Source organism: Streptomyces katrae, assembly GCF_000717655.1.
GTDB classification, from domain to species: Bacteria; Actinomycetota; Actinomycetes; order Streptomycetales; family Streptomycetaceae; genus Streptomyces; species Streptomyces katrae_B.
In genome coordinates this window covers 1-13,282 of sequence record NZ_JNZY01000049.1, presented here as the reverse complement: position 1 = coordinate 13,282, position 13,282 = coordinate 1, and the positions used below count along the sequence as shown (strand labels likewise).

Sequence of the window (13,282 nt, the reverse complement as noted above, 5' to 3'; positions counted from 1 at the left end):
AACGAGGCCTGAGTGGTGGGGGGCCGGTGCCGACCGGCGCGGTCAGTGCTCAATACGCTAGGACCTCCCGCGCGCTGGAGGTTCAAGAGGCTGTGACGCAAGACACGTGGAGCATCGGTGAACTCGCGGCCGGAACGGAGGTTCCGGTGAAGACCCTCCGCTACTACTCCGACAGCGGTCTGCTGCCCGTGGCCGGCCGTAGCGCCGGTGGCCATCGGCGCTACGGTCCTGAGGCGTGGGAGCGGATCCGGCTCATCAGACGCCTACGGGCCCTGGACACCCCGATCGCGACCATCACGCAGGTGGTCACCGGTGAGTGCTCCCTCGGTGAACTGGTGGCAACCGAGCTCGAAGTGGTGCAGGAACGACTGACCGAACTGCGGTGGCGCCAGGCCACGCTCAAGTCCCTGGACGACTGCACGGGCGAGGAGCGGCTCCGGCGTCTGGAGATCCTCTCCCGCGTGCAGCGGCTTCCACAAGCGCACCGCACTCTCACCGATCACTGGTATCGCGAGCTGTCCGCGGCCATGCCCAAGCGCCGACTCGACATCATGATCGCCATGCTGTCACCCGCCCCACCGCAGGACCCCGATCCCGGTTCGGCCCTGGCCTACGCAGAGCTTCATCTGCTCATCGCCACGCCCAGTTTCACCCGCTGGACTCAGGACCACGACGAAGAGATGAGGGACGCCCCGGCCTTCTACGGAGAGATCGACGATGCTGCCGTTCTGACGGCCGCCGCTTTGGCCCAGGGTCTCCCGCCCAACGACGGGGATGCGGTGAACGCATTCGTATCCGCCCACGCACGAGCCCGGCGGGAGTCGGACACCCCCGCCTTCCGCGCATACCTGCACGGGCTGGTGTCGAGGTCATCCGGCTTCGACCACCGCCTGGAACGGTATTGGGCCCTCGTCGGCACCGCCACCGGCGGGCGCGTGCTGAACATGACGGTGGCTCACCGATGGCTGACCGACGGACTGTCGATCTCGATAGCCGAGAACGAGCCTTCGGCGTCGAGGGGCCCGAGCTCCAAGAAACACGCAACTGGGCACGAGAGCTGAGGGACGTGGTGACGGCGAAGGCCTCGTCGTCCGGGCTGAGCAGGCGGGGCCGTCGTGCGGCCCACCGAGGGGCCGGGCAGGACAGACCTGTCTTGTCGAACCGGTGGATCACGTCCCGCATCGTGCCCTCGTCCGCTTGGACCAGCTGCGCGATCGATGGCATCCGGCTGCAGCCGGTCGGGGCCAGCAGCAACATCGCCCGCAGGCAGCGTCGCACCGTGTTCACTGTGCGCGGGCGGTGCAGAGGGCGGCGCTGCCAGACGGGTGTACGGGCGGTTAGGCGTGCTCGTCCGATGGCTGCTGGGCAGGCTGGGCCGACCAGCTTGCCGGCTCGTCGTTACCTGAGCGCTCGTCGCGCTCCGCGTCGGCGGCTTTCGCGTGGATCTTGCCCGACGCGTGGTGGACCGGTGCGTATACGGCGTAGAGCCGCAGGGCCTCGTCACCGATGTTGGTGACGTTGTGCCAAGTGCCGGCGGGTACGAAGATTGCCCAGCCATCCCCGACCTCCTGGTCGAAGTCGAGTCGGTCCTTCGTGCGGCCCATCTGGACGCGGCCCCGGCCTGCGTCGAGTCGTAGGAATTGGTCGGTCTCCGGGTGCGCTTCCAAGCCGATGTCCTCCCCCACCGGGATCGACATGAGGGTCAGCTGTAGGTACTTCCCGGACCAGGCGACGGCGCGGTAGTTCGTGTTCTCGAGCGTCGCCTTCTCCAGGTCGAAGCTCTGAGGCTCCGGCCCGATGTCCTTGATGGTCATACTTTCTCCCGGTCAACGAAGACGGTACGCGGTACACGGTCGGGTCTTGTGCCAGCGCACGTCGACATTCTCAAAGCCCTGGGCTCTTCTGGCCACGAGTAGCGAGCTGCTACCGCACAAGCGGCCGGCCGTGACCCGTTGCCACATTCCGCCATGCGTTCGGACGTGTAGTCGACCGGGTTCGTGCAGTCGATGACAGCCCTGCCTGCCATGCGGGCTCGCGACACCTCCATGATCGAGTGCCCGTCCGCGCACTCCGGCACTATCCGCGGCCCCTGAGTCAGAGACTGCATCGTTGCACGACAACGCACCCGGCCCGCCGACTCCTGACGTTATGGCGGAACAGGATTCCTACGCGCCAGGATGACACTTTGCGTGACGTTTCGCGTCATTGGTGTCACCTGGCGTGGTGGGCGAGTGACACCAGGACGCGGGTGGCCGGGCCGGCGTGCGGGGCGTGCGCGCACGCCCCACGATGGGCGACGCACCCCATCCACGGGACAGGTGGCCCCTCGGGGGTGGGGAACGACCGCGACCGGGGCGGCGGAGTGGTGGAGAACGGCGTGGGCGACCGGGCCCAGGTAGGTGCCCCCGGCCTCTACGGCGAGTATCTACCCAACGCGCAGGCGGCTTCAGCATCACCTCGCGACTGACCCGCTCCCCGGTCGGGGTGAGCCGGGACGTCCGAGCGGCACTGAGGCAGCGACTCCGTGCCGTGCCGCGCACCTCAGGTGGCGGGGGCGCGGCCCTTGGGCTGGCGGGGTTCGGGGGAGTCGGGCGCGGGCGGGACGGTGAGGTCCGTCGGCGTGCCGAGGGTGAGCGCGACCCGGGTGCCGTGGTGCATCACGGTGAGGGGCTCTCCGGACAGGAGCGTGTAGCGGGCCGTCGGCTGGCTCATGTCGATGCGCAGCAGCCGCTCCTGGACACGGACGTTGAAGGCCAGCCGGGTCAGCGAGGGTGGCAGACGCGGTGCGAAGCGCACCGGGGCTTGCGGTTCCTCGGCCTGCGGGGCCCCGGACGGCTGGTCCTGCGGGTGTCCCGCCGGAGCCTGTCGGAAACGGCGCAACCCGCCGAGGCCCTGGACCAGCGCGATCCAGGTGCCGGCGAGCGAGGCCATGTGGAGGCCGTCCCGCGTGTTGTGTTCGAGGTCGTCCAGGTCCATCAGCGCCGCCTCGCGGGTATAGGCCCAGGCGAGGCGCAGGTGGCCGGTCTCGGCGGCGAGCACGGCCTGGCAGCAGGCGGAGAGGGACGAGTCCCTGACCGTCAGCGGTTCGTAGTAGGCGAAGTTGCGGATCTTCTCCTCGGCGGTGAACTCGTCCGGGCACGTGACCATGGCCAGGACCAGATCCGCCTGTTTGACGACCTGCTTGCGGTACAGGTCGAAGTACGGGAAGTGCAGCAGCAGTGGGTACTGGTCCTCGGAGGTGCCGTCGAAGTCCCAGGGTTCCTGGTCGGTGAAGCCGTCGGACTGCTCGTGCACCTGGAGCCGCTGGCTGTAGGGGAGGGCCGTCCGCGCGGCGGTGTTGCGCCAGTCCGCGATCTCCTCGGCGCCGACGCCGAGGTCCGGTGCCCGGTCCGGGTGGCGCGAGACGGCGTCCGCCGCGGCGAGGAGGTTCCGCCGGGCCATGGCGTTGGTGTAGAGGTTGTCGCGTGCGATGGCGCTGTACTCGTCGGGGCCGGTGACCCCGTCGATGTGGAAGACGCCGTCGGCGTCGAAGTGGCCGAGCGAGCGCCAGAGCCGGGCGGTGTGCACCAGCAGGTCGAGTCCGGGGCCGCGGTAGAACTCCCGGTCACCGGTGGCGAACACGTACCGCTCGACGGCCGCGGCGATGTCGGCGTTGACGTGGAAGGCGACGGTCCCGGCGGGCCAGTAACCGGAGCACTCGGCGCCGTTGATCGTACGCCAGGGGAAGGCCGCACCCTCCAGGCCGAGTTGACGGGCGCGTTCCAGCGCGCGGGGGAGCGTGGAATGCCGCCAGGCGAGGGCGGAGGCGACGGTGTACGGCGCCGTGTGCGTGAGGACGGGCAGGACGAAGGACTCGGTGTCCCAGAACGCGTGGCCGTCGTAGCCGGTGCCCGTGAGGCCCTTGGCCGGGATGGGGCGCCGCTCGCCGCGCGCGGAGGCCTGGTAGAGGTGGAAGAGGGCGAACCGGACGGCCTGCTGGACCTCTTCGTCGCCCTCCACCTCGACGTCGGCACTGGACCAGAACTCGTCCAGGCAGGCCCGCTGCGCGTCGAGCAGCCCCTGCCATCCGGTGGTGCGGGCCCCTGCCAGGCCGCCCTCCACCTGGTCGCGTACGGCGGGCAGGGAGCGCTGCGCGGACCAGCCGTAGCTCACGAACTTGACGAGTTCGAGCCGTTGTCCGGGTTCGAGGGTGGCGGTCACGGTCAGGCGGGCGACGTCCGGTTCGCTCTCGGCGGACCATGCGGTGCCGGCGGGGCCCTCCACGATGTGGTCGGCCGCCACCGCTACGCGCTGCCCGCTGGTGGCCGTGCAGTGGATGAGGCGCAGCCGCGTGCCGTGCGCGTAGTGCTCCTCGGGGAGCAGCGGGGAGTCGACGGCGGCGGCCATGCGCGGGTCGCCGGAGGCCGTGGGCAGCTGCTCGTTGGCGACGAGCTCGGACTGCACGGCGATCGTGGCCGGACCGTTGACGGTCTCGACGCTGTACGAGATCGCCGCGACGGCCCGCTGCGCGAGGGAGACCACGCGGTGCGAGATCAGGCGTACCGTCCGGCCGGAGGGCGTGGTCCACTCCGCGGACCGGCTCAGGACACCGGTACGGAAGTCCAGGACGCGCTCGTGCGAGAGGAGTTCGCCGTAGCGCAGGTCGAAGGGGTGGTCGTCGACCAGCAGCCGGATGACCTTGCCGTCGGTGACGTTGACGATCGTCTGCCCGGACTCGGGATACCCGTACCCGGCCTCGGCGTAGGGCAGTGGGTGGCTCGCGTAGACGCTGTTGAGGTAGGAGCCCGGCAAGCCGTGGGGCTCGCCCTCGTCGAGGTTGCCGCGCCAGCCGAGGTGGCCGTTGGACTGGGCGAACACGGATTCGCTCTGCGCGAGGACGTCGAGGTCGAGGGTCGTCTCCCGCAGCTGCCAGGGCTCGGTCGCGAAGTTCTCGTGAGTGATCATCCGCGGTCCAGCAGCTCGGAGAGATCGGTGACGACGACATCGGCCCCGTGCGCACGCAGTTCGGCCGCCTGGCCGGTGCGGTCGACGCCGACGACGAAACCGAAGCCGCCCGCCTTGCCGGCGGCCACACCGGCCAGCGCGTCCTCGAACACGGCGGCATCGCGCGGGTCGGCGGCGAAGAGGCGGGCGGCCGCCAGGTAGCTGTCGGGGGAGGGCTTGCCGCGCAATCCCTGCTCGGCGATGGTGATGCCGTCGACACGGTCTTCGAAGAGGTCCTCGATGCCGGCGGCCACCAGCACGTCGCGGCAGTTGGCACTGGAGGAGACGACGGCGCGGCGCAGGCCCGCGTCGCGTACGGCGCGCACGTACGCCACGGAGCCCTCGTAGGAGTCCACCCCCTGCTCGCGGATCGCACGCAGCACCAGGTCGTTCTTGCGGGTGCCCAGGCCGTGGACCGTCTCCTGCTCGGGGCCGTCACTGCCCGTGCCCTCGGGCAGCGTGATGTCACGGGAGGCGAGGAAGGTGCGTACGCCGTCCTCGCGGGGACGGCCGTCCACGTACTCGTCGTAGTCGTGCACGGCGTCGAAGGGCACGAAGGGTGAACCGTCGCGGTCGGCCCGCCGGCGCAGGTAGTCGTCGAACATCGCTTTCCAGGCGGCCGCGTGGACCTTCGCGGTCCGGGTGAGCACGCCGTCGAGGTCGAAGAGGCAGGCACGGACGTGGTCGGGGAGTCCCAGCATGCCGTCGAGGCTAGGAGGATGCGGCCGCCGGCGGGCAGTACGGCGCTCGTGGGACGGGCGCCGTACCCCGTGCGGCTGAGGGGGTGTGGCGTTCGGAGCAACGCGCCCGTCGCCTCACCGGCCGCCGGACCGGTGCCGGTCGGGCAGGTGCCACCGGTAGGGGCCGACGAGGGAGGTGATGGCCTCGGGCCCCCAGGATCCGGCGGCGTACGGGACGACGGGTGGAGGCGCGTCCAGCAGCGGCGAGGAGACCTCCCACAGGCGTTCGATGCCGTCGGAGCGGGTGAAGAGGGACTGGTCGCCGAGCATGGCCTGGAGGATGAGGTGCTCGTACGCCTCCAGGGCGTTCTCGGTGGTGAAGGAGCTGCGGTAGCCGAAGACCATGTCGGCTTCCGCGAGCTGCATGGTGGGGCCGGGTTCCTTGGCGAGGAAGTGGGCGGTGATGGAGCCGGGGTCGGCGAAGTCGATGACGAGTGCGTTGGCGCGGCCGTCCGCCGCCTCCCTGGCGTCCAGGGGGAACATGCCCAGCACGGGCTCGCGCAGGCCGAGGGTGACGACGTGCCGGCCCTCGGCCAGCGCCTTGCCCGAGCGCAGGTGGAAGGGCACGCCCGCCCAGCGCCAGTTGTCGATGTCGACGCGCAGCGCGACGAAGGTCTCGGTGTCCGAGGCCGGATCGACCCCCGGCTCGGCGCGGTAGCCGGTGTACTGGCCGCGTACGACGTGGGCGGGGTCCAGGGGCCGCATGCTGCGGAAGACCTTGACCTGCTCGTCCCGGAGCGACTGCGCTTCGAGGGCGACCGGCGGTTCCATCGCCACGAATCCGAGCAGCTGGAACAGGTGCGTGACGACCATGTCACGGAAGGTTCCGGTGCCCTCGAAGAAGTGGGCGCGGCCCTGGATGTCGATCTGCTCGGGCACGTCGATCTGCACGTGACTGATGTGCTCGCGGTTCCAGAGAGGCTCGAAGAGACCGTTGGCGAACCGCAGGGCGAGGATGTTGTCCACCGCCTCCTTGCCGAGGAAGTGGTCGATGCGGAACACCCGGGACTCGTCGAAGACGGCGTGGACGGCCGCGTTGAGCGCGCGGGCGGACGCGAGGTCCGTGCCGAAGGGCTTCTCGACGATGACACGCGCGTCCCGGGCCAGCCCCGTGGTCCCGAGCAGCTCGATGACGGAAGTGAACGCCACGGGCGGGACGGCGAGGTGGAACAGCCGCCGCGGAGTGCCGCCGACGGCCCGCTCGGCCTCGCCCACCGCCGTCACCAGCGGCTCGGTCGCGCCCGTGTCGGCCGCACCGAAGGACAGGGCGGCCTCGAACTCCTGCCACGCGGGGCCCTCGGGGCGCGAGCGGCCGAACTCCGCCACCGCCCGGCGCGCGTGGGCGCGGAACTGCTCGTCGCTCAGGGCCTCGGCCGCCGGGGCGGAGCCGACGATGCGGTAGCGCTGCGGCAGGAGCCCCGCCTTGGCGAGGTGGAACAGGCCCGGCAGCAGTTTGCGCCTGGCCAGGTCACCCGTCGCGCCGAAGAGTACGACGACGTGGTCCGCGGGGCGGTGCCCGGGCCGGGAAGGGTCGGAATCCCTGTCCATGGCGGGCCTCCTCACGCGTCGGCGCCGGGGCGCTTCTCGGCATGGCCGCCGAACTCGCTGCGCATGGCGGACAGCACCTTGGCGGTGAACTCGCCGAGTCCCCTGGACTCGTAGCGCTCGTAGAGGGCGGCGCTGATCACCGGGGCGGGCACGCTCTCCTCGATGGCCGCCAGCACGGTCCAGCGCCCTTCGCCGGAATCGGACACGCGGCCCGAGAAGTCGTCCAGCTGCGGGGAGCGGGCCAGGGCGTCGGCGGTGAGGTCGACCAGCCATGATCCGACGACCGACCCGCGGCGCCACACCTCGGCGACCTCGGCCACGTCGATCTCGTACCGGTAGGCCTCGGGATCGGACAGGGGAGCCGTCTCGGCGTCGGCGGTACGCGAGCGCAGGCCGGCGTCGGCGTGCTTGATGATGGCGAGGCCCTCGGCGATGGCGGCCATCATCCCGTATTCCACGCCGTTGTGGACCATCTTCACGAAGTGACCGGCGCCGCTGGGCCCGCAGTGGAGGTAGCCGTGCGACGCGGTGCCCCCGGTCCGGGTCCGGCTGGGGGTGGGCTCGGCGCTTCCGGTGCCGGGCGCGATGGTGCGGAAGAGCGGGGCGAGCCGTTCCACGGGACCCTGCTCGCCGCCGATCATGAGGCAGTAGCCGCGTTCCAGGCCCCAGACACCGCCCGAGGTGCCGCAGTCGACGTAGTGGATGCCGTGCGAGGTGAGGTCCCGGGCCCGGGTGATGTCGTCCCGGTAGTAGGAGTTGCCCCCGTCGATGACCGTGTCGTCGGGGTCCAGGAGCCCGACCAGCCGGTCCAGGGTCTCCTGGACCACGCCCGCCGGCACCATGAGCCACACGGCGCGGGGCCGTTCCAGCCGCTCGACGAGCTCCTCCAGCGAGAAGGCCGGCGTCGCGCCCTCACCCTCCAGTGCCCGTACGGCGTCGGGGCTGACGTCGTTGACGACGCAGCGGTGGCCGTCCTGCATGAGCCGGCGCACCAGGTTGGCACCCATCCGGCCCAGTCCGACCATTCCGAGCTGCATGGGTGCGTCCGATGCCATCGCCGTGCTCCCGTTCTCGCGTTCCTCGGCCGCGAGCCCGCACCACGCGGCACGCGCCGTCCCGCGTGCGCGGCACGCCCGCGCCACTTTCCCCCTCCGCGCCCACTGTGCCCGCCCACCACGACCCCGGCACCCGGGACTGCGCCACTCGGCCCTGTCGGTGGTCTCGGGACACGGTCTGCTGTGCTCCGTGCGGAAGGTCAGGGCGTGACGCGGAGGGTCGTGCCCACGGTGACCTGGTCGATGTCCGTGGTGCGGATCGTGACGTCCAGGTTCCATGTGCCGGCCATGGGCAGCCGGAGGTCGTACGTGGCCCAATAGCCCTGCTGGTTCCTGAGCTTGGAGTCGAGGGGGCCGATTCCCTGGTCGCGCTGGGTGAGGGCGAGCCGTAGCTCGGGGACGCTGGAGATGCCGCCGTCCGGGGTGAAGACCACCGCTTCCACCGTGTTCTCGCCGACGTGGCCCGGCGCCAGCGTGATCTGCACCGTGCCCTGGTGGTTCGCCGTCCCCATGTCGAACGGCACCGTGACCACCTTCACCGCCGGTTCCTGCGCGGCGGTCGAGGCGGTGGTCCCGGCGGCTCGGCTCGGCTGGGTGCCGGTGAGCAGGGTGGAGATCACCAGGACGACGGCACCGACGGCGGCCTCGGCCCCCACGGTGCGGCGCAAGCGACGGCGATACCCCGAGGCGTCGACGGCCGGGGGCTCGCTGTCGATGCGAGTGGCCGTGGTCTCCTTGCCGCTGCCCGTGCCGGCTTCGTTCGGTGCACTCGGCGCACCCACGGTCTGCGGGACGCGCACCTGCTCGAGTTCCATGGCAGCCGGCGCCCCCTCGCCCGTCAGGCGGGCGGTCCACCGTCGGGAGAGGGCCGCCACGCACAGCAGCAGGACCACTGCGGCGATCTTGAGGACGAGGGTCCTGCCGTACGACGTGGTGGAGAGGGCCGTCCAGGAGCCCACCTGCCGCCAGGACTGGTAGACCCCGGTGCCGACCAGAACCACCACGGCCGCGAAGGCCAACGATGAGAAGCGCCTGACGGCGGAAGCCGGGATCTCACAGCCGTCGGGCCCCCCGTGGCGCAGGGCGGTCACAAGAGTGATCAGACCGCCCAGCCACACGGCCATGGCCAGCAGGTGCAGCACGGCGACGGGGATGGCGAGCGGGACCTGGATGCCGGCGGATGCGTGCTCGGCGCCAGCCCAGGTGAGGGCCAAGCCCAGGGCGAGGGCTGATGTGGCGACGAGCCGCGGGCGGACGCCGAGTCGTACGGGCTTCTGCCGCATCAACACGGTGGCGAGGGCGAGCAGTACGAGGCGTGCGGCCAGGGCGGTCCCCGGTCTCCCGGTGAGCGTTCGGCCCAGCAGGGGCAGGTCGAGCGCCGACGACAGGGGCCCGCCCGTCTCGTACGGGCCGCGCAGCAGGAGCAGGGCCACCGTCGACGCCGCCAGGGTCGCCCAGCCGGCCACCACCAGTCGGCGCAGCGGACGGCTTCCGCCCGCCGCCGGCCAGCAGACGAGGGCGAACGCCGCGGCTCCGACGAGCAGCGCCAGGCCGCTGTAGGCGACGTAGCGGAAGCAGCCGTACAGGCGGCTGGCCGCCGTGTCGTCCGGGGAGGTCTTCGCCACCACCGCGGTGGTCTCGGACGGCTTCCCGATGGAGAAGGTGAACGCGCCGGAGATGGGGTGACCGTCGGCGGAGACCACCCGCCAGGCCACGGTGTAGGTGCCCTGGGCCAGGTTTCCCGGCAGCTCCACCTGGGCCGTGTTCTCCCGGCCCTCCGCATGCCGTGCGGGGCGCGGGTTCACGCGGTCACTGGCGGGCGACAGCACGCGCAGGGACCCGTCGGGGAAGCCGACCGACTCGGTGAACGTGAGCGTCACCTGCTTCGGCGCCGTGTTGAGTACGGCGCCCTCCGCGGGGTCGGAGCCACTGAGGCCGGCATGTGCGAGGGCGGGGGCGGCCCCGCCGAGGAGCAGGGCGCACAGGGCGGAGAGAAGCGTCAGGACGGTTGCGGACATCCTCGCGAGGCTCGATCCGCTGGGCATGAAGGGCGGCCTCCGGGTCGGTCGTCATCGGCGCATCGCCGTCCGCACGGGGCAGGGATGGGGGCCCTGCCGCAGTGGTGGACGATAGACCAGCCGACCAGGAGGCAGCCCGGGTTGCGCAACTTCCGCTAAAGGCCACCGCCTCGTGTGCGGCCGGAGCCCTCCTCCTGTAAGGGTCCGGCCGCCGGCCGGCCGAGGCCGTGGCCGTCCCGTTCCGTGTCAGGCCGTGGCCGGCGCAGTGGTCTCCGGGGGCTCAGGGGTCTCGGCGGGGACCGCGGCACCGGTTTCGGCGTCGGGGAGGGGGATGCGGTGCAGCCCCCTGCGGTCGTAGAGGCGGGTGACGGCGAAGCCGAAGACCAGCGCGGCCACGAGGGCGACGCCCATCGCGGCCCAGGCCCGGGCAAGGCCCGCGTCGGCCTGGGCTCCGTAGTAGAGGATGGAGCGCAGACCCTCGGTGATCTGGCGCAGCGGCTCGAACCCGGCGAGGGCGCGGAAGAACCCGGGCAGCGCCTGGACGGGCACGGTGGCGCCGGAGGAGGGTACGGCCATCGCGACGAAGACGATGGTGGCGAGCAGCATGCCGGGCGTGCCGAAGGCGGCGAACAGGGCCAGGCTTCCGATGCCGACCACCGCGATGGTGGCGACCGAGTACAGCCACAGCAGGCCGAGGTGGGAGGCGTCCATGTCGAGGATGCCGACCGTGGCGACCTCGACCAGGGTGCCCATCACCAGTGACAGGCCGAGCATGAGCGCCGTGCCGATGGCCAGGGTGCGCACGCGGCTGGTGTGCTGAACGGGTTCGCGCTTGCGGAAGGGGCCGAAGTCGGTGTGCAGGTAGCCGAGCGCGGTGTCGACCTGGGAGTTGACCACGTTGGCGCCGAGCATGCCGCAGACGACCAGGACCAGTGCGTAGTAGAAGGCGCTCAGGCCCATGGCGCTGCGGGAGCCGACGGGGTGGCCGTCGGCGACGTTCACGGTCACCGGGTCGGCCAGCTTGAGCTGGGCGGCCGTCGGGAGCGGGGTCTTCTGGGCTCCGGCCTGCTTGAGGAGTTCCTGGCCGAGCTGGGCCGAGGCGGCGTGGGCGGCCTTCTGGGCGGCCTGGGAGGACATGGAGGAGCCGATGCTGCCCGCTGCCTGGTTGGTCAGCACGGTCAGGGTCGGCGGGGCGGCCTTGCCCGGGGACGCGGGCTGCGGGGCGGTGAGCCCGGCCACCGTGGCGGAGTAGTCGCTCGGTATGACCAGGGCGCCGAAGACCTTGCCCCGGCCCAGGCGCTTGTCGGCTTCCTCGCGGCTGACGACCTGCCAGTCGATGCTCTTGTCGCCCTTGGCGGCCTTCTGGATGCCGGAGACGATCTGCTCGCCCAGGTTGACGCGGCGGCCGTTGATGTCCGCGCCGCTGTCGGAGTTGACGAGGGCCACGGGCAGGTCGCGCAGGTTGCCCCGGGGGTTGACGTTGCCGCCGACGTAGAGCAGGGCGAACAGCATCGAGACCACCGCGGCGATGAGTCCCGTTCCGATCCACAGCTGGGGTCGGCGGAGCACGGAGGGGGGTGTGGGGTGAGGCATCGAATCTCCGGTGCGGCTGCGTTCCTAAGCTGGATACTTATGGTATCCAGTTACTGGATAGTGGCAGTATCTTGCTGTGGTGTCCAATCGCGATGACGGATACCGGACCGCATGACCAGCAGGGAAGCCGTATGAAGATCTCGGAGCTCAGCCGGCGGACCGGCGTGCCGGTCGCCAGCATCAAGTACTTCCTTCGGCAGGGGCTGCTGCCCGCAGGGCGGGCGACGGCCGCGACCCTGGCCGAGTACGGGGAGGAGCACGTGCAACGGCTGCGGCTGATCAAGGCGCTGACCACCCTCGGCGGCCTGTCCATCGCCGCCACCCGTGAGGTGCTCGGGGCGGTCGACCAGGCCCACAGTTCCGAGAGCGCCCTGGGAGCGGTCAGCTACGCGCTCCCGGTGCCGGTGGCGGCCCAGCGCGCCGCGGGCCGGGAACAGGAGGCCGAGGGCGGCGCGGCCGCCGGTGCCGAGGTGGCGGAACTGCTCGCGACCCTGGACTGGCAGGCGCCCGGCACCTCACCGCACGTGAAGGGGCTGACGGCGGCGCTGGAGGAGCTGCGCCGGCTGGACGCCCAGTACGCCCCGGGCGAACTCGCCGCCTACGCGCGACTGGCCGAGTCGGTGGCCCGGCTGGACCTGGAGCGTGCAGCCGGCCTCGACGACCCGGTGGCCCTGGCCGAGCGGGCGGTCATCGTCTTCGCGATCTGCGCCCCGGTGTTCGAGCTGCTGCGGCGTCTCGCCCAGGAGGACCAGGTCCGGCGCCGGGTCGCGGGCGGCGCCGGTCACGGCGCCGGCGGCGGTGAGGACGCGGCGCCACGGCAGTAGCGTTCACCGGCTGACGAGGGGCCGTCACCGGCTCGCGAGGGGCTCGTCGCCGGCCGGGAGCGCGGCCGTCGTCCGGACGTACGGGCCCACGGGCCGGACCTGCCCGGCCCTGCCGGCGGAGGCCGGCCAGTGCGGTGGGCACCACCTGGCGGGCACCCCGGCCGGGCGGGCCGCACGGAAGGCAGCCTTAGGCCGGTCATTTCCTTCGATTTCAGCCTAAATCGGACATCCAGTGGGGCTTCTCGAAGGTGCACGAGTGGTGACGTCCGGTGAGATCCGGGCCCTCCGGAGGTGACCCGCCCCATAGGGCCCACATCACACACGAACGCGGGTAGTAGCCGCCTGAGAGCCCCGGTGCCCGCCGCCTCATGCCGCCCCATCTGCGCGATTACGTCCGCGAGCGTCGAGAGCGGTGGGCCCTCGCTGCGAGGGCCGCTAGTAGGAGGGGTCGTTGCCAGGGGGTCGGGACGTGCGTAGAACTGGAGGTGTCGCCGGGCGGCACGGGTGCTTCACCCGCTGCC

Annotated in this window: 9 protein-coding genes and 1 pseudogene; 2 read left to right on the top strand and 8 right to left on the bottom strand. The window is 71.6% G+C overall.

The features are described 5' to 3' along the window. The first annotated feature begins 26 nt into the window (after positions 1–26). Entirely contained in the window at positions 27–1,061 is a 1,035-nt protein-coding gene (locus IF09_RS0135465) for a MerR family transcriptional regulator (protein WP_051833485.1), read from the top strand. 31 nt (positions 1,062–1,092) lie between these two features. Here the strand turns inward: IF09_RS0135465 and IF09_RS43925 are convergent. The 8 genes and pseudogenes from IF09_RS43925 to IF09_RS0135430 form a co-directional block, all read right to left on the bottom strand. After that, positions 1,093–1,257: pseudogene (locus IF09_RS43925) on the bottom strand (helix-turn-helix domain-containing protein); the annotation flags it as partial. Between the two features lie 80 nt (positions 1,258–1,337). Continuing rightward, the gene (locus IF09_RS0135460; protein ID WP_030303003.1) at positions 1,338–1,814 is read right to left on the bottom strand and encodes a cupin domain-containing protein; all 477 of its coding nucleotides are present in this window, start codon (positions 1,812–1,814) and stop codon (positions 1,338–1,340) included. 727 nt (positions 1,815–2,541) lie between these two features. Then, positions 2,542–4,944, bottom strand: coding sequence for a glycoside hydrolase family 65 protein (locus tag IF09_RS0135455; protein WP_030303002.1), 2,403 nt, complete (start codon positions 4,942–4,944; stop codon positions 2,542–2,544). Beyond that, positions 4,941–5,684 (bottom strand): beta-phosphoglucomutase family hydrolase, encoded by a 744-nt coding sequence (locus tag IF09_RS0135450; protein WP_030303000.1) that lies wholly within the window; start codon positions 5,682–5,684, stop codon positions 4,941–4,943. The genes IF09_RS0135455 and IF09_RS0135450 overlap by 4 nt, the downstream gene beginning before the upstream one ends. Before the next feature lie 114 nt (positions 5,685–5,798). Next, entirely contained in the window at positions 5,799–7,271 is a 1,473-nt protein-coding gene (gene zwf, locus IF09_RS0135445; protein ID WP_030302998.1) for a glucose-6-phosphate dehydrogenase, read from the bottom strand. An 11-nt stretch (positions 7,272–7,282) separates the two neighbouring features. Then, complete coding sequence (gene gnd, locus IF09_RS0135440) at positions 7,283–8,326, bottom strand: phosphogluconate dehydrogenase (NAD(+)-dependent, decarboxylating) (RefSeq protein WP_030302996.1); 1,044 nt, start codon at positions 8,324–8,326, stop codon at positions 7,283–7,285. Positions 8,327–8,526: 200 nt separating this feature from the next. Then, the gene (locus IF09_RS0135435; RefSeq protein WP_106975211.1) at positions 8,527–10,344 is read right to left on the bottom strand and encodes a copper resistance CopC/CopD family protein; all 1,818 of its coding nucleotides are present in this window, start codon (positions 10,342–10,344) and stop codon (positions 8,527–8,529) included. Positions 10,345–10,590: 246 nt separating this feature from the next. Beyond that, positions 10,591–11,937, bottom strand: a complete 1,347-nt coding sequence (locus IF09_RS0135430; RefSeq protein WP_037636929.1) for a YhgE/Pip domain-containing protein — start codon at positions 11,935–11,937, stop codon at positions 10,591–10,593. 131 nt (positions 11,938–12,068) lie between these two features. Between IF09_RS0135430 and IF09_RS0135425 the strand changes: the two genes are divergently transcribed. Continuing rightward, complete coding sequence (locus tag IF09_RS0135425) at positions 12,069–12,761, top strand: MerR family transcriptional regulator (RefSeq protein WP_030302992.1); 693 nt, start codon at positions 12,069–12,071, stop codon at positions 12,759–12,761. Positions 12,762–13,282 lie beyond the last annotated feature (521 nt).